Source organism: Streptomyces tremellae, assembly GCF_039540215.1.
Taxonomy (GTDB): Bacteria; Actinomycetota; Actinomycetes; order Streptomycetales; family Streptomycetaceae; genus Streptomyces; species Streptomyces tremellae.
This window is the reverse complement of sequence record NZ_BAABEP010000024.1, coordinates 1-21637: the sequence shown is the minus strand read 5'-3', so window position 1 is coordinate 21637 and position 21637 is coordinate 1. Positions and strand designations below refer to the sequence as shown.

Sequence of the window (21637 nt, the reverse complement as noted above, 5' to 3'; positions counted from 1 at the left end):
TCACGATCAAGGAACCGTTCCTTCCCGGGTCGGCGGCCGGCGCGCGCGGTCGGTCACCCGTGCTTCCCCCGCGTCCGGTGCCCCCGCGGGCGGGCGCCGGTACCGGCAGGCCCGGCCGCTCGCGGCCCCGCCCCGGATTGCGCTCGCCCGCCGGGCCGCGCGGTGCTGGGATGGCCCCATGGACGCCCCCGGAAGCGACGGCCACCGCATGAGCGGCCCCCGGATACGGGCCGCAGGAGCGGCCGACCTCGATGCCGTGCTCGCCTTCTGGCGCGCCGCAGCGAGGGAACGAGCATCAGCGACGACAGGGCGGGCGTGGCGCGGCTGCTGGACCGCGATCCCGGCGCCCTGCTGCTGGCCGAGCGCACGGGCGGCGCGGAACAGGGAGGGGGCCCGCCGCTGCTCGTCGGCTCGGTCATCGCCGGGTTCGACGGGTGGCGGTGCCACCTCTACCGGCTCGCCGTGCACCCGGAGCACCGCAGGCAGGGCGTGGCGGGCGCGCTGCTCGCGGCGGCCGAGCAGCGCTTCGCGGCGCTCGGCGGGCGGCGCGGCGACGCGATGGTGCTGGACCGCAACGGCCCGGCGCACCGCGCCTGGCGGGCCGCCGGATACGCGCCCGAGCCGCAGTGGACGCGCTGGGTCAAGCCGCTGACCGGCTGACAACCCGCGCCGCTTTGCCTTTCCTTTACCATGAGGGGGCATGCGTGCTCTGTCCGTACGAACCGGCCGTGCCCGGCCGGCACGCGGGCACCGTACCGACCCAGGGCCGACAGGCCCCGACCCCTGGAAGGTGTGAGCGTCCGCCCATGGGCGAGCCTCTCTGCAGCCGCGGCCGAGCCATGCCGGAGAGGACCCGGCGCCGCGCGCGCACCGGCCTCCTGACCGATCATGGGACCGAGGTGAACCGATGACCGAGGTCCTCCTGCTCGCCGTGGCCGTGCTGCTCTCGCTGCTGTGCGGCGGGTTCGTCGCCGCCGAGTTCTCGCTGACCACCGTGGAGCGCAGCGACCTGGAACGCGCCGTGGAGCGCGGCGAGCGCGGCGCTGCGGGGGCGCTGCGGGCCGTGCGCAGCCTGACCTTCCAGCTCTCCGGCTCCCAGCTGGGCATCACCGTGACCAACCTGGTCGTCGGCATGCTGGCGGAGCCGTCCGTGGCCCGGCTGATCCGCGGGCCCGTGGAGGCGGCAGGGCTCTCGCCGTCCGCTGCCGCGTCCCTCGCCCTGGTGATCGGCACCGCGCTGTCCACCGTTTTCCTGATGGTCGTCGGCGAGCTCGTGCCCAAGAACTGGGCGATCTCCTCCCCGGTCGCCGTGGCGAAGGTGGTCGCGACGCCCCAGTCGTACTTCACGACCGTCTTCCGGCCGTTCATCGGGCACCTCAACGCGATGGCCAACCGGATCGTGCGCCGCCTCGGCCTCGAACCGACCGAGGAGCTGGCGTCGGCGCGCTCCCCGCAGGAGCTGGTCGCGCTGGCCCGGCACTCCGTGAAGGAGGGCGCGCTCGAACCGGACGCCGCCGAGCTGTTCGTACGGACCCTCAGCCTGGCGGAGCTGACGGCGGAGAACGTGATGACGCCCCGCGTCCAGGTCGTCGCCCTCGACGCGCAGGCCAGTGCGGAGGACGTCGCGAACGCCACCAGGGCCACCGGCCTCTCCCGCTTCCCCGTGCACCGCGGCGGCCTCGACACGGTGGTGGGCACGGCCCACATCAAGGACGTGCTCGCGGTGCCCGCCGAGGAGCGGCCCCGCCGCCCCGTCACCTCACTGATGCGCGAGCCCCTGCTCGTGCCGGAGACACTCACCGTCGACCGGCTGCTCGACCGGCTCACCGGGCGGCGCACCATGGCCGTCGTGATCGACGAGTACGGCGGCACGGCGGGGGTGGTGACGCTTGAGGACATCGTCGAGGAGGTCGTCGGCGAGGTGCGGGACGAGCACGACCCGCACGAGACGGCCGACCTGGCACGCGTCGGCGACGACGCGGCCGGCCGCGCGCTGTGGTCGGCCGACGGCGCCGTCCGTACGGACCAGCTGGAGGCGATCGGGCTGCGGGTGCCGGAGGGCCCCTACGAGACGCTCGCCGGGTTCGTCGCCGCCGCTCTCGGCCGGATCCCCGCCGAGGACGACGTGGTCGACACGGAGGACGGCTGGCGCTTCGAGGTGTCGGACGCGCGCGGCAGGCGCGCGGCGCGGGTGACGCTGCGGGCGCCGCTGCCTCCCCGGGAGCCGGGGGACGGCCCGCTCGGGCGCGGCGAGGGGGAAGCGCGGTGACCGCCCTCCAGCTGATCATCGGCCTGCTGACGCTGGTGGTGAACGCCTTCTTCGTCGGCGCCGAGTTCTCACTCGTGTCCGTGCGCCGCAGCCAGGTCGAACCGCTGGCCGAAGAGGGCGACAAGCGCGCACGCACCGTGCTGTGGGGGCTCGAACACGTCTCGGCGCTGCTGGCCGCCGCGCAGCTCGGGATCACCCTGTGCACCCTGGTACTCGGCATCGTCGCGGAGCCCGCCATCGAGCACCTGCTGGAACCGGTCTTCCACGCGGCGGGTCTGCCGGACGGCGCCGGCCGGACCATCGCGTTCGTGATCGCACTCGTCCTGGCGACGTATCTGCACATGCTGCTCGGTGAGATGGTGCCGAAGAACGTCGCCCTTGCCGAGCCCGCGCGGGCCGCGCTGCTGCTCGGGCCGCCGCTCGTCGGCCTTGCGCGGGCGCTGAAACCGGTGATCTTCACGGTCAACTCCTTCGCCAACGGCCTGCTGCGGCTGCTGCGGGTCGACACGAGGGACGAGGTGGCGGCGGCGTTCTCCGGCGACGAGCTGGGACGCCTTGTCACGGAGACCAGCCACGCCGGGCTGCTCGACGACCGGGCGTCCGAGCGGCTGCACGACGCGCTCGAACTCGGCAGGCGGCCGGTGCGCGACGTGGTGACTCCGCTGGCCCGCGTGGTCACCGCGCGCCTCGGGGTGTCGCCCGACGGGCTCGAACGGCTCTCGGCCGAGTCCGGCTTCTCCCGCTTCCCCGTGGTCGACTCGAACCGGCGCATCCTCGGCTACCTGCACGTCAAGGACGCGCTCGACGCCGTCGACCGCGACCGCCCCTTCGCCGTGGCCGACATGCGGCAGATCGCCCGGGTGCGGGACGCCACCCCGATGGACGACGTGCTCACCGCGATGCGCCGCAGCCGTACCCACCAGGCGGCGGTCCTGGACGAGGACGGCCGCCTCAAGGGACTGGTCACCATGGAGGACGTCCTGCGCGAGCTGGTCGGCAGGCACTCCTGACGACGGCGCGGGCCCGCCCGGTGGGGAGGCTTTCGTGGCCCGGCCCCCGGGCCAGGGGGCCTCCCCGCGGACCGGTCGCAGGCGGCACCGGCGGCCCCCGCGGACCGGGCCAGGGCAGCCTCCGCGGCTTGCTACCGCGCGGTAGGATCGTCCGCGTCATGGAGACGACGGACGAATACACCAGCTTCGCGGCGGTCGGGGACTCCTTCACCGAGGGCATGTCGGATCTGCTGCCCGACGGCTCGTACCGGGGCTGGGCCGATCTCCTCGCGGCCCGCTTCGCCGAGCGGAACCCCGATTTCCGGTACGCGAACCTCGCGGTGCGCGGCAAGCTGATCGGCCAGATCGTCGAGGAGCAGGTCGGCCTCGCGGCGTCGATGACGCCCGACCTGATCACCCTGGTCGGCGGGCTCAACGACGTGCTGCGCCCCACCGTGGACATGGGCCGCGTGCGGGGCCTGCTCGACGAGGCCGTGGAGCGGCTGCGCCCGGCCTGCAAGCAGCTGGTGCTGATGCGCAGCCCCGGCCGCAACGGGCCTGTGATGGAGCGCGTGCGGCCGCGCATGGAGGAGCTGTTCGCGCACATCGACGCGCTGGCGGCCCGGCACGGCGCGCTCGTCGTCGACCTGTACGGCACGCCGGTCCTCGGCGACCAGCGGATGTGGGGCGTGGACCGGCTCCACCCGACCGCCGAAGGGCACCGCCGGATCGCCGAGGCGGTGTGGGAGACCCTGGGCTACGAGGCGCGGCACGACTGGCGCGCCGCGCTGCCTCCGCACGTACCGCCGCGCTGGCTGCTGCGGCGCGGCAGCGACCTGCGGTTCGCCAAGGAGTACCTGTGGCCGTGGATCGTACGGCGCGCGACCGGCCGCTCGTCGGGCGACGGACGGCCGCCCAAGCGCCCCGAACTGCTGCCGTACGAGGCCGGGACCGGGGCAGGACCGGTGCCACAGTAAAATCGTCACTGTGACACTCTCCGCGAAGCCACGCATCCCCAATGTCCTTGCCGGCCGCTACGCCTCCACCGAGCTGGCCGTCGTCTGGTCCCCCGAGCACAAGGTGAGGCTGGAGCGGCAGCTGTGGCTCGCCGTGCTGCGGGCGCAGCGGGACCTCGGCATCGAGGTCCCGGCGTCCGCGGTCGCCGACTACGAGCGCGTCCTCGACCAGGTGGACCTGGCGTCGATCGCCGAGCGCGAGAAGGTCACACGGCACGATGTGAAGGCGCGGATCGAGGAGTTCAACGCCCTCGCGGGGCACGAGCAGATCCACAAGGGCATGACCTCGAGGGACCTCACGGAGAACGTGGAGCAGCTCCAGGTCCGGGTGTCGCTCGAACTGGTCCGGGACCGCACCGTCGCGGTGCTCGCGCGGCTCGGCAGGCTGGCGGCCGAGCACGGGGCGCTGGTGATGGCGGGCCGCTCGCACAACGTCGCCGCGCAGGCCATCACGCTCGGCAAGCGCTTCGCGACCGCCGCGGACGAGCTGCTCGTGGCGTACGGGCGGCTGGAGGACCTGCTCGGCCGGTACCCGCTGCGCGGGATCAAGGGCCCGGTCGGCACCTCGCAGGACATGCTCGATTTGCTGGGCGGCGACGCGGCGGGCCTCGCCGACCTGGAGCGAAGGATCGCCGGACACCTCGGCTTCGCACGGGAGTTCACCTCCGTCGGACAGGTCTACCCGCGCTCCCTCGACTACGACGTCGTCTCGACGCTGGTGCAGCTGGCGGCCGCGCCCTCCTCCCTCGCCAAGACGATCCGGCTGATGGCCGGGCACGAGCTGGTCACCGAGGGGTTCAAGCCGGGCCAGGTCGGCTCGTCGGCGATGCCGCACAAGATGAACACCCGCTCCTGCGAGCGGGTCAACGGCCTGATGGTGATCCTGCGGGGCTACGCGTCCATGACGGGCGAGCTCGCGGGCGACCAGTGGAACGAGGGCGACGTGTCCTGTTCCGTGGTGCGCAGGGTGGCCCTGCCCGACGCGTTCTTCGCGTTCGACGGGCTGCTGGAGACCTTCCTCACGGTGCTCGACGAGTTCGGCGCCTTCCCCGCCGTGGTGGCGCGGGAACTCGACCGCTACCTGCCGTTCCTCGCGACCACGAAGGTCCTGATGGCCGCCGTGCGCGCGGGTGTCGGCCGGGAGGCGGCGCACGAGGTCATCAAGGAGCACGCGGTCGCCTCCGCACTGGCCATGCGCGAACAGGGCGCGGAGCGCAACGAACTCCTCGACCGCCTCGCCGCCGACGACCGCATGCCGCTCGACCGGGCGCGGCTCGACGCCCTGATGGCGGACAAGCTCTCCTTCACCGGCGCCGCCGAAAGCCAGATCGCCGCCGTCGTGGCACGCGTCGAGGAGATCGCGGGGCAGCACCCGGACGCGGCCGGATACACCCCCGGCTCGATCCTCTGACCGCGGTGGCCCGCAAGGAGCGCGCCCCGCGCGTCACCCCCGCCGAACTGGAGGCCGCGCGCGGCCGCCTCGTCCCCGACGTGACGGCGCCCGGCCTGCGGGTGCTGTTCTGCGGCATCAACCCCGGCCTGCTGTCGGCGGCGGTCGGCCACCACTTCGCCCGGCCGGGCAACCGCTTCTGGCCCGTGCTGCACCGCTCGGGCTTCACCCCGCGGCAGCTGCGCCCCGACGAGCAGGACGAGCTGCTCGCGTACGGCCTGGGCGTCACCAACGTCGTGGCGCGGGCGTCCGCCCGCGCCGACGAGCTGACCGACGCCGAGCTGCGCGCGGGCGGCGAGGTTCTGCGCGCCAAGGTCGAGGAGCTGCGGCCGCGGTGGCTCGCGGTCGCCGGGATCACCGCCTACCGGACCGCCTTCGGCGACAAGAGGGCGGCGGTCGGCCGCCAGGGCCGCACCCTCGCGGGCACCGGCATCTGGGTGCTGCCCAACCCCAGTGGGCTCAACGCCCATTGGACGGTCGAGACCATGGCGGAGGAGTTCGCGAGGCTCCGCGTGGCGGCGGACCTGCCCTGACCCGGGCCGGCGCGGGCCCGTCCGCAGGCCGGGCGGGTTCGCGCTGTTCAGGGCGGGTCCGTGCTGGTGACCACCGCGACCAGGACACGCTCCTGGTCGCCGGGCAGCCCCGACACCCCTATCGCTATCCACCGCCCGTCCACCTGCCACAGGTCGACGTCCGGCACACTCCGCCCGAGCAGGCGCCACGGCTCCGGCAGTTCCTCGCCCCCTGCCTCCCGCAGGAGCAGGCTCGCGAGGCCGACGGTCTGCGGCTCCGCCTCCCAGCGCGCGGCCAGTTCGCCGCTGAGCGCGAGCCGCTCGGCCGCCGCCCGCTCCTCGGCCGCATCCCGGTCGGCAACGTCGCCCTCCCACACGGGCGTTCGAAGCAGCTCGGCCCAGTGGTGGACCGGATCGCTGACGACCGCCCCGGTCCGCACCCGCTGCGCGGGAAAGGCCCGGGTACGCAACTCCTCGACGGCGGCGGCACGGTCGGCGGCCGGGGCGCGGAAGGTCATGCCCCCAGTAAACCCGCCCCGGGCGCCGACATGGCCACCCGTCAGGCCTTGGCGCGGCGGAGGCGGACGACGGGGATGTCGCGCTCCGTCTTGGCCTGGTAGTCGGCGTACGGCGGGTAGACGTCGAGCAGGTGGGGCCAGACCCTGGCCTTCTCCTCGGGCGTGAGCGTCTCGGCCGTCGCCTCGAAGCGCTCGGGGCCCACCTGGACCCGCACCTCCGGGTTGGCCTGGAGGTTGAGGTACCACAGCGGGTGCTCGTCCGCGCCGCCCTTGGAGGCCACGATCAGCGGGTCGTCGCCGTCGAGCCCGTAGATCAGGACGGTGCGGCGCCACACACCCGACTTGCGCCCCTTGTAGTCGAGGAGCAGGCAGGGCGAGCCGTTCATGTCGGTGCCCCGGGTGCCGCCGGACTCCGCATACTCCCTGGCCTGGTCGGCCACCCAGTCCGACGGGCTGACCACCACGTCGTCTTGCTGAGCCATCGATGTGCCTCCGTGTCGATCTCAGAAGGGTAGGGCTCCAGCCTCCATCGGCACTCGCCCGGTGCGCAACCAGCGAGTAGCATCCGGCTCACACGCGTACGGGCAGGGAGGGCATCGTGGGGCGGCTGACCGGCGGGGACCCTTCGCTGCTGCGGCGGATCAACTCCGCCGTGGTCCTGCACGCCCTGCGGGGCAGCACCCCGCTCACCCTGACCGACATGAGCAGGATCACCGGTTTGTCCCGGCCGACCGTCGAGGGCGTGGTGGACGGCCTGATGGAGGGCGGCCTCGTGGTCGAGGTGCCGCCCGACGACAACGAGGCACGCAAGCAGGGCCGCCCCGCCCGCCGGTTCCGCTTCCGGGTCGAGGCGGGCCATCTGCTGGGGGTGGAGATCGGCGCCCACCGCGTCTCCGCGCTGATCTCCGCGCTCGACGGCCGCATCATCGGCGCGGGCCGCCGCGAGGTCTCGGAGCAGGCGGACGCCGACGAACGGATCGAGCGGGTGCGGCAGGTGGTCGCGGACGTGCTGCGCCGCACGGGGGTGGCCAGGGGCTCGCTGCGGGCGGTCGGCGTCGGCAGCCCTGGCATCGTGGAGGCCGACGGCACGGTCAGGCTGGGCACGGCTCTGCCGGGCTGGACGGGCCTACCGCTGGGAGAGCGGCTGCGCAGGTCCTTCAAGTGCCCCGTGGTGGTGGAGAACGACGCGAACACGGCGGCCGTGGCCGAGCACTGGAAGGGCGTCGCGGCCGATTCCGACGACGTCGTGTTCGTCCTCGCGGGGCTGAGCCCGGGGGCGGGCGCCCTGATCGGGGGCCGGCTGCACCGGGGGTTCAGTGGCGCCGCGGGCGAGATCGGCGCACTGCACCTGCTGGGGCGGGAGGCGACGCCCGAGGCGCTGCTCTCGACCACGGGCGAGCCGCTGCACCCGCTCGACGAGCACGCGGTGGCGAAGGTCTTCGCCCTGGCCAAGCAGGGCGACGCGCGGGCCCGCGAGGCGATGGAGCGCTTCACCCGGCGCCTGGTGCACGACGTGGCCGCGCTGTCGCTCGCGCTCGACCCGGAGCTGGTGGTGATCGGCGGCTGGGCCGCCGGGCTCGACGGGGTGCTGGAGCCGCTGCGCGGGGAGCTGTCCCGCTTCTGCCTGCGGGCGCCACGGGTCGAGCTGTCGATGCTGGGCGAGGCCGCGGTGGCCACCGGCGCGCTGCGGCTCGCGCTCGACCACGTCGAGGAGGAACTCTTCGCGGTGGAGCGCACGGTGACGGCCCGCCGCTGAGCGACGGGCCACAGGGTCGGGGCCGCAGGGGTCGGGCCGCGAGACCGCCGGCAGCGTGGCGGCCGGTGACGGTACGTCAAGGGCCGGGTCGGGTACGCGGGTTGGCGGCGAATCCTGGGGAGTGTCCGACACACACCGTCGGCCGCCCGAAGGGCGGGGCTGACGGCGTCCGGTGCGTGCTGTCGCACGGCGGAGGACCGGCCGTGTACCGGACGTACCAGGCCGACTCCGACAACGCGGCGAGAGCGCGTGCCAGGCGCCGTCAGCCAGGCGGTATGCGCCAGACACGACCTGGCGCCGCGAACCGGTCGCGGCGTGTCAGGAGGCCGCGCGCGCCGGCTCCTCGCTGATCTCGACCTCGCCGGCGTCCCCGAAGGTCAGCCGGCAGGTGTCCGCGCGGTAGGTGGCGACGGAGACGGCCGCCGTGCGGCCCGCGGCCAGGTAGCGCGTGGTGACCACGAGGACGGGCGCGCCGGGCAGCCGGTCGAGTTCCTTGGCGTCGTCGGCCCGGGCGGAACCCAGCTCGACCGAGCGGTCCTGCCCCTCGATGCCGGAGCGCTGAAGCTCGCGCAGCACGCTCCGGGCGCGGGCGGGGCCCGACGGCGCGTCTATGGCGGAGAGGTCGGGCACCGACGCGTCCGGGACGTACAGCAGTTCGGCGGCGACGCACTGCCCCTGGGTGGAGCGGACGCGGCGGATCGTGTGCACCTCGGCCGAGGCGTCCGCGCCGAGGAGGCGGGCGACCGCGGCCGGCGGGACGGCCGCCGTGCAGTCCAGCGGCTGCCAGGCGTCGTCGGACGCGCCGGGCCCGCCGGCGTGCGTCGTGGAGACGTCGACGCCGAGGCGGGGCGGCGCCACCGTCGTGCCGACGCCGCGGCGGCGCTGGAGGCGGCCCTCCAGCTCCAGTTGCTCAAGTGCCTGCCTCAGCGTGGCCCTGGCGACCCCGAAACGGGCGGCCAGGTCGCGCTCGTTGGGCAGGATCTCCCCGACATGGAACTCGGAGTCGAGGGCTTCGCCGAGCACGTTCCTGAGGTGCCAGTACTTCGGCTCCGGCACTGTCTCCAGCTGCGTGGTCCCCACCCTGCGCCTCCACGATCGCCATCTGCGGCAGGATTCCATGCCCTTGTTTATTAAAGGTTCCTGCACTAAACGCGACGATAGGACTCCCGCCGGACTTGGTCAAGACCAATGCCCGGGGATTGGGAGCGTTCCCAGACCGTCCACGGACGCCGCAGGCCGCACTCGCGCGCCCGCACGGCCGCACGGACCGTCGCACGCCCACGGCCCGGAAGCCGTACAGCACGAGGTGGGCGGGCCTCCCGGGGCCGGCGCGGGGCCACGGCACCATGGTGCGGGCGCCGCGCGATCCGATCACCCACGGTCCCCGCGCTGTTCATGGAGTTGTCATACCGAGGGCGCCCCCGTCTCAGGGACTGGACCGGACACGGACGGCCAGACCCCGGGAAGGGCCCGCCGCAGGCCTCGCGCACCGGCGCGCGCGCCGCCCCACGGGACGTGCCCGCCGGTGCGTTGCCGGGAATTCCCGCCGACCCCTCGTCACTCCGGCGAGCGGAGGGGATACTGTCCGTGGCCGCCTGCCACGCCAGGGGTGCGCAGCCCGCGGAGCCGGAGACGCGGCGGGGCCGGCCGCACCGGAGGCGGGGCGGCCGGCCCCGCCGCGACGCGGGAGCGGAACGGGGACTCTCCGGACGGCGACCCGGGCGAACCGCCCACCGCCCGCCCCGCGTCCCTGAGTTCATCAGCGAGCTGTTCAGGAACGGCCAAAAAATGACGCAAAGCCAATCAAAACCATCCTTAACCCACCAGACATACTCCGTTCGTGATCACGAAACACCTGGCGGCCAGAGTGGTCCCATGAGTGATCCGACGTCCGGCACGAGCGCGCGGGGACCCCACCCATGGCCCCGCCGTATCGCCGAATTCCTGCATCTTTCCAGGACCGACGGCTCACCCGGCACCACAGGGGACGGAACGTCCCTGTGGCGTGTGCGGGCGACCGTGGAGGACAAGCCGGGCAGCCTGGCGCAGCTGTGCGCCGCACTCGCCAAGTGCCGGATCGACATCCTCACGCTCCAGACCCACCCGCTGGCGACCGGAACGGTCGACGAGTTCCTCCTCCGCGCCCCCGCCGCGCTGCACGCCGAGGGCCTCCTGCGGACCGTGCGCAGGGGCGGCGGCGGCGAGGCCTGGGCCGAGCGGGCCGACGCGCACGACCTGGTGGACGCTCCTGCGCGGGCCCTCGCCCTCGCCGCCTGCACGGCCCTCGACCCCGCGGAACTCCCGCTCGCCCTGCGGTCCCTGCTCGGCAGGTGCTCCGTGCGGTCGGTCCCCGCGTACTCCCTGACGGGCGCGCCGTCCACCGAGACGGTGCCCCCGGAGGGCGTGCTCGACGGCACGTCGATGCGGCTGCGGGACGGCACCGGCGGCACGCTGATCGCGGAGCGCCCGTCGCTGCCGTTCACCCCCACCGAATTCGCCAGGGCACGGGCCCTGGTCGCGCTCGACGCGCGCCTCGGACCGCGCGGCGCCCGCTGGCAGGACGCCGCCGTCGTCCTGCCCGCGTCGTCCGGCGGCATCACCCTGCGCAGGGTGGGCGAAGAGGCGCACGCGGCGGCCGTCGCACTGCACGGCCGCTGCTCCGAGGACACGCTCCGGATGCGCTACCACGGCCCGATGGGCGACGCGGACGGCTACCTCGGCCATCTCCTCAGCCCCCGCTTCGGCCGCACCCTCGGCGCGTACACGCCGACCGGCCGGCTGGTCGGGCTCGGCCACCTCCTCTGGGACGGCGAGGAGGCGGAGGCCGCCCTGCTGGTCGAGGACGCCTGGCAGCGGCGGGGCATCGGCTCCGCGTTGCTCACGCGGCTCGCGGTGCTCGCGGTGCGGGACGGCTGCACCGGCCTGTACGCGGTGACGGGCCGGCAGAACAGGGCGATGGTCGCGTCCATGCGGGGGCTCGGGCTCCCCCTCGACTACCAGGTCGAGGACGGCACCGTGGTGATCACCGCCACGCTGGACCCGGAGTCGGTGCGGGCGCTGGCCCCCGAGGGGGACGCCGGATTGTTCGAGGCGGGCCGCCCGGAGCGCTGACCGTACCCGCGCGCCTTCCCGTTTCCCGTGGCGGCCCGTCAGGCCCGCCGCAGCCGCACGGGCGCGCACGCGCACCGGCCGGCCCCGCTGCCGACCGGTGCGCGGCCGCCGGGGCGCGGTGGTGCGGGGTGTCACAGACGGACCCTCGTCGGAGAGGATGTCCGCATGTCAGAGACTCCCGGCAGCGCGCTGCCCCGCCAGGTCGCCGACGCCTACGTCGACGCACTCATCGAACTCGACCCCCTCACCGGCACGTACCTCGGCGTGCGGGAGAGCAACAGCCGACTGCCCGACTTCTCACCCGCCGGGTACGACGCGCGGGCCGAACTCGACCGGGCCACCCTCGCCCGGCTGGACGAGGCCGAGCGGCAGCCGGGCGCGGAAGGCGACGCCGAGCGGCTGTGCGGCAGGCTGCTGCGGGAGCGGCTCACGGCCGGGCTCGCCGTGTACGAGGCCGACGAGCACCTGCGCGCGGTGAGCAACATCCACTCCCCCGCGCACAGCGTCCGCGAGGCGTTCACGCTGACGCCCACCGCGACCGAGGAGGACTGGGAGGCGGTGACCGCCCGGCTGGGGGCCGTGCCCGCCGCGCTCGAAGGCTATCGGGCCTCGCTCGGCCTCGGTCTGGAGCGCGGGCTCACGGGCGGGCCGCGCCCCACCGCGACCTTCGTGGAGCAGCTCACCGAGTGGGCGGGCGAGGGACACGGCTGGTTCGACGAGTTCGCGGCCGGGGCGCCCGAGTCGCTGGGCAAGGAGGCGGCCGTGGCCGCGCAGGCGGCGACCGCCTCGGTGCGGGCGCTGCGGGACTGGATGCGGGACGTGTACGCGCCGGCCGTCGCGGGCGCCCCCGACACCGTGGGCGCCGAGCGGTACGCGCGCTGGTCACGCTACTTCAACGGCACGGACCTGGACCTGTCCGAGGCGTACGCGTACGGCTGGGCCGAGTACCACAGGCTGCTCGGCGAGATGAAGACGGAGGCCGCCAAGATCCTCCCCGGCGCGACGCCGTGGGAGGCGCTGGCCCACCTCGACGTGCACGGCAGGCACATCGAGGGCGTGGCCGAGGTCCGCGAGTGGCTCCAGGGGCTCATGGACGAGGCCGTCGAGGCGCTCGACGGCACGCACTTCGAACTCGCGCCGCGGGTGCGCGCGGTGGAGGCGATGATCGCGCCGCCCGGCGGGGCGGCGGCACCGTACTACACCGCCCCCTCCGAGGACTTCTCCCGGCCTGGCCGCACCTGGCTGCCGACGATGGGCGAGACCCGCTTCCCCGTCTACGACCTGGTCTCGACCTGGTACCACGAGGGGGTGCCGGGCCACCACCTCCAGCTCGCGCAGTGGACCCATGTCGCGAGCCGGCTCTCCCGCTACCAGGCGACCGTCGGCACGGTGAGCGCCAACGTCGAGGGCTGGGCGCTGTACGCGGAGCGGCTCATGGACGAGCTGGGGTTCCTGCCGGACGCCGAGCGCAGGATCGGCTACCTGGACGCGCAGATGATGCGCGCCTGCCGGGTCATCGTCGACATCGGCATGCACCTGGAGCTGGAGATCCCCGCCGAGTCGCCGTTCCATCCGGGCGAGCGGTGGACGCCCGCGCTCGCGCAGGAGTTCTTCGGCATGCACAGCGGACGGCCCGCGGACTTCGTGGAGAGCGAACTGGTCCGCTACCTCTCGATGCCGGGGCAGGCCATCGGCTACAAGCTCGGCGAACGGGCCTGGCTGCTCGGCCGGGAGAAGGCCAGGGAGCGGCATGGCGACGCCTTCGACCTCAAGGCCTGGCACATGGCGGCGCTCTCCCAGGGCTCGCTCGGCCTCGACGACCTGGTCGACGTACTGTCGCGGCTCTGACGCACGCGCCCGCCCCGGGCACCCGCTGGGCGGCGGGGGCGGGTGCCCGGGGCCCGCCGGGGCTCAGTCGAGGGGAGCCGTGCGCAGCCGTACGGTCGAGCCCTGCCGGCCCTTCACCACTTCGAGCTGGGCCGGGATGCGGCGGCGCAGGTCCGCGACATGGCTGACGATGCCGACGCTGCGGTCGCGGTCGCGCAGCCCGTCGAGCACGTCGAGCACCTCGTCGAGGGTCTGGTCGTCGAGGGTGCCGAACCCCTCGTCGATGAAGAGGGTGTCGAGCCGCACGCCGCCCGCCTCGTCGCTCACCACGTCCGCGAGGCCGAGGGCGAGCGCCAGGGACACGAAGAACGTCTCGCCGCCGGAGAGCGTGGCGGTGTCACGCGCGCTGCCCGTCCACGCGTCCACGACTTCGAGGCCGAGGCCCGAGCGGCGCTGGCCGACCCGGGCATCCGTGTGCACCAGCGCGTACCGTCCGGACGACATGTGCTGGAGGCGTGCGGTGGCCGCGGCCGCGACCTGTTCGAGCCGCGCCGCCAGTACGTACGACTCCAGGCGCATCCGCCGTTCGTTCTGTGCCGACGTGCCGGCGGTCAGCGCGGCGAGCCCCGCGACCCGGTCGTACGCGGCGCGCAGCGGGCCGAGGGAGCGGGCCTCGGCGTCGGCGAGGGCGGACAGGCCGGCGAGCGCGGTGACGCGTTCACCTGCCGCGGCGAGCGCGGTGGTCGCCGCCCGCAGCGCGTCCTCCGCCGCCTCGTGCGCGGCGCGTGCGGCGGCGGTCTCCGCGGGCGGGCGGGCCGCCGCGCCGTCCGCGCGGTGCTCGGCGAGGTGCTCGGCGACGACGGCGGCCTCCCGCTGCCAGGCGTCGATGCGCTGCTGGAGGTCGCGGCGCGCCGGCGGGTCGAGCAACGCGGCCGCCGCGGCCGCCGGGGTGTCGAAGCCGTCGCGGAACGCGGCGTCAGCCAGGCGGGCGGCGGCGTCCTTGAGCCGGCTCGCCGCGCTGTCGGCGGCGCGTACGGCGTCGGCCGCCGCGGCGAGCAGGGCGGCCCGCCCCTCCAGGTCCGCGGCGCGCTGGGCCACGGTGGAGGACGCGCCGCGGGCGCGCGACAACTCAGCCGCGAGGTTGGCCTGTTCGCGGTCGAGGGCCTCGCGCTGCGAGGTGCGGGACGCGACGGCGCGCTCGGCCTGCCGCTTGGCGTCCTGCCGGTCCCTGTACTCGCGCTCGGCCCGGTCGAGCGCCTCCTTGGCCGGGTGGGCGCGGGCGGCTGCCGCGCGTGCCGCCTCGTGCTCGCGGGTGAGCCGTTCGAGCTCGTCCGCGAGGTCGGCCACGGGTGCCTCCCCCGCTTCCGCGGCGGCCACCGCGTGCGCCTCGCGGACGCGGGTGCAGGCGTCGTCGGCGGTGCGGCGCGCCTCCTCGGCGCGCCGGTGGGCGGCCTGCGCCGCGTCCTCCACGGCCGGGTCGACGTGGCCCGCCGCGGGCCTCGCGGGGGCCGGGTGCTCGGTGGCGCCGCAGACCGCGCAGGGGGCGCCGGGCCGCAGGGCGGCGGCGAGTTCGGCCGCCATGCCCCGGAGCCTGCGCTCGCGCAGGTCGAGCCAGGTCTCATGGGCGGTGGCCGCCGCGCGGGCCGCGGCGAGGGCGCGGGTCTCGGCCTCCGCTGCCTCGCGCGCCGACGCGTCCCGGGCGCGGGCCGCCGCGAGCCTGCGCCGGGCTGGCTCCCGCAGCCCGGCGAGGCGCTCGGCCCTGGTGGCCGCCGCTTGGGCCTCCTCGATCGCCTCGCGCAGCCTGGCCTGCCGCTCCTCCCAGCCCTCCAGCCAGCTCCCGGCTTCCCTTACGGCCTCCTCGTCGGCGTTCAACTGGCGTTTTAGCTCGGCGCGTTCACTGCTGATCTCGGCCTCGCGCGCCTCAGCGGCGCGCGCGGACGCGAGGGCTCCGAGCTCCTCCCTGACGGTGCGCTCCGCCGCGGTGAGCGCCTCGGCACCGGCGTCCGCGAGGTCGGCGGGCAGGGGGCGGCGGGCCGCGGCGCAGGCGTCCGCGGCCCCGCGGTCCTGCCGGGCGGCCGTGTCCCGCAGCGCGAGGGCCTCCTGGACGCGCTCGGCCCTGCGGTCGGCGTCGAGCAGCGCCTGCGCCAGGTCGCGGTCGGCGCGGCCCTCCCCGACTGCGTCGGCGCGCTTGCGGGTCTCCGCGAACCGCTGTTGCAGTCTGGCCAGTTCGGTCTCGGCGTCCAGCGCGTCGCGGGCGGTCCGCTGTCTGCGGGCGGCCTCGGTGAGCGCGCGCTCCGCGATGTCGCGGCGCTCGGCCGCGACGGTGCGGGCGACGGCCGCCCAGATGAGCACGGCCGTCGCGAGCCCCGGATCGCCGGGCCGCAGCTCCGGCAGGGGCGGGGCGCCTTCGGGGCCCGCGGCCTGCGCGATGCGCTGCGCCGTCGCGTACAGTCGCTCGTCGCCCGCGCGCACCCGCGCCTCCGCGCCGCGGCGCAGCTCGGCGAGGCGCTCCTCGACCGCGGCGAACCTGCGCGTGTCGAACAGCCGGCCGAGCAGTCGTGCTCGCTGCTCCGCGTCGGCCTGGAGGAACTGGGCGAAGTCGCCCTGCGGTAGGAGAACGACCTGGCAGAACTGCTCGCGGCTCATCCCGAGCAGTTCGGTGATCTCCTTGCCGACCTCCTGGTGCGTGCGGCTCAGGGCGCGCCAGGCGCCCGTCCGCGCGTCGTACTCGCGCAGCGCGCTCGCGGCCTTGACGGTGGTGAAGCCGGCGCGGCCCTTCTTCGGGCGCTGCTGGGCGGGGCTGCGGGTGACTTCGAGGCGGCGGCCCGCGACGGTGAGGTCGAGGGTGACCTCGGTGAGGGTGCCGGGGTCCGCGTGGTCGCTGCGCAGGACGACGCCCGGCTTCTGCCGGGCGCCCGGCACCCCGCCGTAGAGGGCGAAGCAGACCGCGTCGAGTACGGAGGTCTTGCCCGCGCCGGTCTGGCCGCGCAGCAGGAAGAGGCCCGCGCGGGAGAGGGCGTCGAAGTCGATCTCCTGGGTGGCGGCGAAGGGGCCGAAGGCGCTGACGGTGAGGCGGTGGAGTCTCACAGCGCCACCTCGCGTACCGCCCCGTCGACCCGTACGTCCTCGAACGCGTCCCGCAGCACGGCGCGTTCGGCCTCGTCGGCGCCAGATCCTGGGCGCACGTGGGCGACGAAGTCCTCGGCGATCTGCTGGTCGGTGCGGCCGCGCAGGCGCCGGGCGTAGGAGGCGGCGCCGGTCTCCTCGGCGCGTTCGGGCTCGAAGACCAGGCTGAGCGTGTGCGGGAACCGTGCGGCGAGGCGTGCCATGGGCTCCTTCGGGCGTGCCGCGTCGGTGAGGGTGGCCTCGACCCAGGCGTCCTCGTGCGGGGTGAGGGCCGGGTCGGCGAGCAGGTCCTCCAGGGTGCCTCTGATCCGCGCGAGTCGCCTCGGGACGGGGCAGTCGAGGCGCTCGGCCTCGACTGCCCCCTCGGGGCCGAGGTCGACGAGCCAGGTGGACTTGCGCTGGCGGGCCTCGGAGAACGAGTAGGCGAGCGGCGAACCCGAGTAGCGGACGCGGTCGGTGAGGCGCTGGGCGCCGTGCAGGTGCCCGAGCGCCACGTAGTCGACGCCGTCGAAGACCGCGGCGGGCACGGACGCCACACCGCCGACGGCGATGTCGCGCTCGCTGTCGCTGGGCGTCCCTCCCGTGACGAAGGCGTGTGCGAGCACCACGGACCTGGTGCCGGCCGGCCGGGCGGCGAGGTCCGCGCGCACCCGGTCCATCGCGGCGCCGAGCACCGCCTCGTGCCGCGCGGCGGCGACCTTGAAGTCGTCGCGCACCAGGGAGGGTTCGAGATAGGGCAGCCCGTAGCAGGCGACCTCGCCGTGCGCGTCGGACAGCAGCACGGGGGTGCCGCAGGCCGCCGGGTCGGTGCGCAGGTGGATGCCGGCGCGCCCGATGAGCCCCGCGCCGACGCCGAGCCTGCGGGCCGAGTCGTGGTTCCCGGAGATCATCACGGTGGGCACCCCGGCGTCCGCGAGCCAGTGCAGGGCGCGGTCGAACAACTCGACGGCCGCGAGCGGCGGTACGGCCCTGTCGTACACGTCGCCCGCGACCAGTACCGCGTCCACGGCGTGCTCGCGGGCCGCAGCCACCAGGTGGTCGAGGAAGGCGGCCTGGGCGTCGAGGAGGCTCACCCGGTGGAACGACCGCCCCAGGTGCCAGTCCGACGTGTGCAGGAATCTCATGATCCCTGAGCGTATCCGCGGGGTGCGACAGCATGTGCGGGGTCCCGGGGGAAGACGGCCGCCACGGGCGCCGGAAGGGGCTCTCCGCGCCCCGGGCGCCGCGGTACGCCCCGCCCGCCCCGCGTCGCCCGCCCCGCGTCACGCGTCGCCGTAGGCCTCGCCGCCGAGTTCGAGGCGGGCGGTGCCCGCGGTGGCGTCGGCGAGCCAGCCGCGGAAGGCGGCCACGTCGGCGTCGGGGAGGGTGAGGTCGATGGCGACCGCCTCGGTGTACCGGACGCCGAGCACGGTGCGCCCGGTGGTGCGCAGGTCGTTCTCCAGCCGTCCGGCGCGCTGGTGGCCGACGGTGACGGTGGCGAGCCGCAGGCGCTTCCTCGTCCGGGTGCCGACCGCGTCGAGCGCCTCGCCGACCACGCCGCCGTAGGCCCGGATCAAGCCGCCGGCGCCGAGCTTCACCCCGCCGAAGTAACGGGTGACGACGGCGGCGGTGTAGCGCACCTCACGGCGCAGCAGCATCTGGAGCATCGGCGCTCCGGCGGTGCCGCCGGGTTCGCCGTCGTCGCTCGCCCGCTGGACGGAGGCGTCGGCGCCGATGACGTACGCGTAGCAGTTGTGGTGGGCCGCGGGGTGCTCGGCGCGGACGCGGGCGACGAACTCCTGGGCCTCGCGCTCGGTGGCGCAGGGCGCGAGGGCGCACAGGAAGCGTGACCTGTTGATCTCGGTCTCGTGGACGCCTGCGCGTGCGACGGTCAGGTACTGCTCGGGCATCACCCCACCCTATGCGGGGGCGCCCGGCGGGCCGGGGGCGGGAATGCCGGGGCCGGGCGGGTCCGTTGCCGCAGCATGGAAGCAGACGCGGACGACTCCCCAGCCGGTTCCACCCGCTCCACCGGGTACGCGGACGACGCGACGGTCCGCAGGATCCTGACCGGCACGGGCGACACGTGGGCCGTGGTGGGCCTCTCGGGCAACCGGGCGCGGGCCGCGTACGGCGTGGCCGCGGTGCTCAGGCGGTTCGGCAAGCGCGTGGTGCCGGTGCACCCGCGGGCGGAGGCGGTGCTCGGCGAGCCGGGGTACGCCTCGCTCGACGCGGTGCCCTTCGCCGTGGACGTGGTGGACGTGTTCGTCAACAGCCGGCTTGCGGGCGCGGTCGCGGACGAGGCGGTCGCGAAGGGCGCCAGGGCGGTCTGGTTCCAGCTGGGCGTGGTGGACGAGGCGGCGTACGCCCGTACCAGGGCTGCGGGCCTCGACATGGTGATGGACCGGTGCCCCGCCATCGAGATCCCCCGGCTCGGCTGAGGCCGCGCGCCGTGGCCCCGCGGCGGGCCTCAGCGCAGCGCGGGGACGGACACGGACATCATCAGCTCCACCCGTTCCGCGCCGTCGTTGCGGTAGCCGTGCGGGACGTTCGCCTCGAAGGCGGCGGAACTGCCCGCGGGCACGGTGTGGTCCGTGCCGTCGACGACGAGGGTGAGCACGCCGGCCGTGACGTGGAGGAGCTCCGTGGTGGCGGGCGGGTGCGCTTCCGAGGTGCTCTCGTCGCCGGGCATCAGGGTCCAGGACCACAGTTCGCGCGGGCCCTCGCCCTCGCCGCCGACGAGCAGGGTGGCCTGGCTGCCTGCGGGGGTGGACCACATGCGGACGGCCTGGTCGCGGGGGACGACGCGGACCTGCGGGCCGTGTTCGAAGTCGAGCAGGGTGGCGATGCTGACGCCGAGCGCGTCGGCGAGCTTGACGGTGGTGCCGACGCTGGGGTTGGTGCGCGCCTGCTCGATCTGGATGATCATGCCGCGGCTGACGGACGCGCGCTCGGCGAGGGCGTCGAGGGTGAGCCCCCGGTCGGCGCGCCAGTGTTTGAGGTTGCGGGCGAGCGCCTGGGTGAGCTGGTCGAGGTCCACGACGAGTTGGTCCAATACATTCGACTAGACAGGACAGGAGACTGCACTATGGTGGACGGCGTCCAGCCGGTCGTCCGCAGTGCACCTCATCGTGCACCACACTGTACTTCGAGGCACGATGAGTGTTCTGTTCGCCCTGGCCACCAGCCTGCTCATCGGCTTCGCCGACTTCGGCGGCGGGCTCCTCGCCCGCCGCATCCCCGCGCTCACGGTCGTCGTCGCCTCCCAGGCGGTCACGGTCGTCGTACTCGGCGCGGTCGTCGCGGCCACCGGCGCCTGGACGGCGGCCGACGCCCGCCTCTGGTACGCGGTCGCGGCCGGCGCGATCGGGCCCGCCGCCATGCTCTGCTTCTACCGGGCCCTCGCGCTCGGCCCGATGGGCGTGGTCTCCCCGCTCGGCTCGGTGGGTGTCGCCGTGCCGGTCGCGGTCGGCATCGCGGTCGGCGAGCGCCCGGGGCTCGTCCAGCTCGCGGGGGCCGGCGTCGCCGTCGCGGGCGTCGTCCTCGCGGGCGGCCCCGAGCTGCGGGGCACGCCGGTGCGGCGCGGCGTCCTGGCGCTCACCCTTCTCGCGGCACTGGGCTTCGGGGCGGTGATGGCGCTGATCTCTCAGGCGTCGTCCACGGTGCCGGGGCTGTTCCTCGCGCTGTGCACGCAGCGCCTCACGAACGTGGCGGTCGGCGGCGGCGCACTGTGGGCGGCGAGCCGCCGGGGCGCCGCCGTCCTGCCCGCAGGGCCGGAGGGCGCGGGAGCGCGGCGGGTCCTCCTCGCGGCACTGCCCGCGCTCGCCGTCGTCGGACTCGCGGACGTCGCGGCCAACGGCACGTACAGCGTCGCGGCCCACAGCGGCCCCGTCACCGTCGCCGCCGTGCTCGCCTCCCTCTATCCGGTCGTCACCGCGCTGACGGCGCGCGGCGTCCTCGGCGAGCGGCTGCGCACGGTGCAGGCCGCGGGCGCGGGGCTCGCGCTGGCCGGCGCCCTGCTGCTCGCGGTGCCCTGACGGGTGCTCAGCCCCCGGTGCCGCGCGCGGGCGGCCGGCCCTCCTCCGGCGCGCCGCCCCGGACCGGTACGGGCGGCGGCGTACGCAGCGGCGGCTGCCAGCCGCCCGCGGGGTCGTAGCTGCGGACGACCCGGGCCGGGGCGCCCGCGACCACGGCGTGGTCGGGCACGTCGCCCCGTACGACCGAGCCCGCCGCGACCACCACGTTCCTGCCGAGCACCGCGCCCGGCAGGATCACCGCTCCGGTCCCGAGCCAGCAGCCGGAGCCTATGGCGACCGGCGCGATGCGCGGCCACTGCTTGCCCACGGGGGTGGCGGGGTCGTCGTAGCTGTGGTTGGTGGTCGTGATGTAGACGTACGGCCCGCAGTACGTGTCGCTGCCGATGGTCACCCGGGTGTCGGCGATGACATGGCTGCCGCGGCCCAGCACCACGCCGTCGCCGATCGTGACATACGGGTCGGGGCCGAGGTCGAGGCCGGGCACGAGCCCCGCCGTCAGCGTGACCTGCTCCCCCACCACGCAGTAGTCGCCCAGCTCGATCCACCGCTCGCCGAACACCGTCCCCTGCGGAAAGGCCAGCCTGGTGCCCTCGCCGATCCGCCGGAACCGCAGCCGCCCCGGGTGTCCGGCGGTGACGGCGCCCGCCTCCTGGACCCAGCGCCAGCCCCGGTGCACCGCACGCGTCGCCGCGCGGCGCCCCAGGGCGGTCAGCGCCGCGTACACGTTCTCGCTTTTCCGCACAGGCACACGGTAGAGGAGCGGGCGCACCCGGCCGGCGGCGCGCCCAGGACCCGGACCTGTATCACGCGCCCCGTCCGCCGCGCACACGTTCCCGTACGAACTCCCCCCGACGTGTGGCCCCGGCGCATTCCCGGCGTACAGGGCCGATCGCCCGTGGTTGCATGACCGCCACATCCGAGCGCACCCAACCCCGAGGGATCGCGGAATGTCAGTGCCTGTCGTACCCAGACCGCGCCGTCGGCACCCGGCCCGGTCGTCACTCGCCCCCCTGGGGCTGCTCGCGGCGGTCGCCGTCGCGGCGGGCG

At 75.2% G+C, this 21637-nt stretch carries 18 protein-coding genes and 1 pseudogene; 11 read left to right on the top strand and 8 right to left on the bottom strand.

Annotation, left to right across the window (positions count from 1 at the left end; translation table 11 throughout):
* The first annotated feature begins 208 nt into the window (after positions 1-208).
* The 6 genes and pseudogenes from ABEA77_RS17850 to mug all read left to right on the top strand — a co-directional run bounded on the left by ABEA77_RS17850 (position 209) and on the right by mug (position 6257).
* Positions 209-660 (top strand): annotated as a pseudogene (locus tag ABEA77_RS17850) (GNAT family N-acetyltransferase).
* Between the two features lie 247 nt (positions 661-907).
* The gene (locus ABEA77_RS17845; RefSeq protein ID WP_345648143.1) at positions 908-2269 is read left to right on the top strand and encodes a hemolysin family protein; all 1362 of its coding nucleotides are present in this window, start codon (positions 908-910) and stop codon (positions 2267-2269) included.
* A complete protein-coding gene (locus tag ABEA77_RS17840) occupies positions 2266-3279 on the top strand; it encodes a hemolysin family protein (protein ID WP_345648140.1) in 1014 nt (337 codons plus the stop codon). The genes ABEA77_RS17845 and ABEA77_RS17840 overlap by 4 nt, the downstream gene beginning before the upstream one ends.
* A 158-nt stretch (positions 3280-3437) precedes the next feature.
* Positions 3438-4235 carry an SGNH/GDSL hydrolase family protein gene (locus ABEA77_RS17835; RefSeq protein ID WP_345648137.1) on the top strand — a complete coding sequence of 266 codons (798 nt, stop codon included), beginning with the start codon at positions 3438-3440 and terminating at the stop codon, positions 4233-4235.
* A 10-nt stretch (positions 4236-4245) separates the two neighbouring features.
* Entirely contained in the window at positions 4246-5685 is a 1440-nt protein-coding gene (gene purB, locus ABEA77_RS17830) for an adenylosuccinate lyase (RefSeq protein ID WP_345648134.1), read from the top strand.
* A gap of 5 nt (positions 5686-5690) precedes the next feature.
* Positions 5691-6257, top strand: a complete 567-nt coding sequence (gene mug, locus ABEA77_RS17825) for a G/U mismatch-specific DNA glycosylase (protein WP_345648131.1) — start codon at positions 5691-5693, stop codon at positions 6255-6257.
* A 47-nt stretch (positions 6258-6304) separates the two neighbouring features.
* On the opposite strand, the gene ABEA77_RS17820 is transcribed toward mug, so the two are convergent.
* The gene (locus ABEA77_RS17820) at positions 6305-6754 is read right to left on the bottom strand and encodes a hypothetical protein (protein WP_345648128.1); all 450 of its coding nucleotides are present in this window, start codon (positions 6752-6754) and stop codon (positions 6305-6307) included.
* A 41-nt stretch (positions 6755-6795) separates the two neighbouring features.
* On the bottom strand, positions 6796-7236 hold the full coding sequence (locus ABEA77_RS17815) for a nitroreductase family deazaflavin-dependent oxidoreductase (RefSeq protein WP_345648125.1): 441 nt from the start codon (positions 7234-7236) through the stop codon (positions 6796-6798).
* A 116-nt stretch (positions 7237-7352) separates the two neighbouring features.
* On the opposite strand from ABEA77_RS17815, the gene ABEA77_RS17810 reads away from it, so the two are divergent.
* Positions 7353-8510, top strand: a complete 1158-nt coding sequence (locus ABEA77_RS17810) for an ROK family transcriptional regulator (protein ID WP_345648122.1) — start codon at positions 7353-7355, stop codon at positions 8508-8510.
* Positions 8511-8828: 318 nt separating this feature from the next.
* Here the strand turns inward: ABEA77_RS17810 and ABEA77_RS17805 are convergent, their stop codons facing one another.
* A complete protein-coding gene (locus ABEA77_RS17805; RefSeq protein ID WP_345648119.1) occupies positions 8829-9590 on the bottom strand; it encodes a GntR family transcriptional regulator in 762 nt (253 codons plus the stop codon).
* 708 nt (positions 9591-10298) lie between these two features.
* Here ABEA77_RS17805 and ABEA77_RS17800 point away from each other — a divergent pair.
* Entirely contained in the window at positions 10299-11621 is a 1323-nt protein-coding gene (locus ABEA77_RS17800; protein ID WP_425588306.1) for a GNAT family N-acetyltransferase, read from the top strand.
* Between the two features lie 165 nt (positions 11622-11786).
* Positions 11787-13469, top strand: a complete 1683-nt coding sequence (locus ABEA77_RS17795; RefSeq protein ID WP_345648113.1) for a DUF885 domain-containing protein — start codon at positions 11787-11789, stop codon at positions 13467-13469.
* Positions 13470-13532: 63 nt separating this feature from the next.
* On the opposite strand, the gene ABEA77_RS17790 is transcribed toward ABEA77_RS17795, so the two are convergent.
* From ABEA77_RS17790 to ABEA77_RS17780, 3 genes are all read right to left on the bottom strand, one after another.
* A complete protein-coding gene (locus ABEA77_RS17790) occupies positions 13533-16535 on the bottom strand; it encodes an AAA family ATPase (protein WP_345648110.1) in 3003 nt (1000 codons plus the stop codon).
* Positions 16532-17698 carry an exonuclease SbcCD subunit D gene (locus tag ABEA77_RS17785; protein WP_345648108.1) on the bottom strand — a complete coding sequence of 389 codons (1167 nt, stop codon included), beginning with the start codon at positions 17696-17698 and terminating at the stop codon, positions 16532-16534. The genes ABEA77_RS17790 and ABEA77_RS17785 overlap by 4 nt, the downstream gene beginning before the upstream one ends.
* A gap of 138 nt (positions 17699-17836) precedes the next feature.
* On the bottom strand, positions 17837-18463 hold the full coding sequence (locus tag ABEA77_RS17780; RefSeq protein ID WP_345648105.1) for a YigZ family protein: 627 nt from the start codon (positions 18461-18463) through the stop codon (positions 17837-17839).
* Between the two features lie 75 nt (positions 18464-18538).
* On the opposite strand from ABEA77_RS17780, the gene ABEA77_RS17775 reads away from it, so the two are divergent.
* Positions 18539-18994: a CoA-binding protein gene (locus ABEA77_RS17775; protein ID WP_345648102.1), complete on the top strand. Its 456-nt coding sequence runs from the start codon at positions 18539-18541 to the stop codon at positions 18992-18994.
* 29 nt (positions 18995-19023) lie between these two features.
* On the opposite strand, the gene ABEA77_RS17770 is transcribed toward ABEA77_RS17775, so the two are convergent.
* Complete coding sequence (locus ABEA77_RS17770; RefSeq protein ID WP_345648099.1) at positions 19024-19608, bottom strand: helix-turn-helix domain-containing protein; 585 nt, start codon at positions 19606-19608, stop codon at positions 19024-19026.
* A gap of 103 nt (positions 19609-19711) precedes the next feature.
* Here ABEA77_RS17770 and ABEA77_RS17765 point away from each other — a divergent pair, with 103 nt between their 5' ends.
* A complete protein-coding gene (locus ABEA77_RS17765; RefSeq protein WP_345648096.1) occupies positions 19712-20590 on the top strand; it encodes an EamA family transporter in 879 nt (292 codons plus the stop codon).
* A 7-nt stretch (positions 20591-20597) separates the two neighbouring features.
* On the opposite strand, the gene ABEA77_RS17760 is transcribed toward ABEA77_RS17765, so the two are convergent.
* The gene (locus ABEA77_RS17760; RefSeq protein ID WP_345648093.1) at positions 20598-21332 is read right to left on the bottom strand and encodes an acyltransferase; all 735 of its coding nucleotides are present in this window, start codon (positions 21330-21332) and stop codon (positions 20598-20600) included.
* Positions 21333-21637 lie beyond the last annotated feature (305 nt).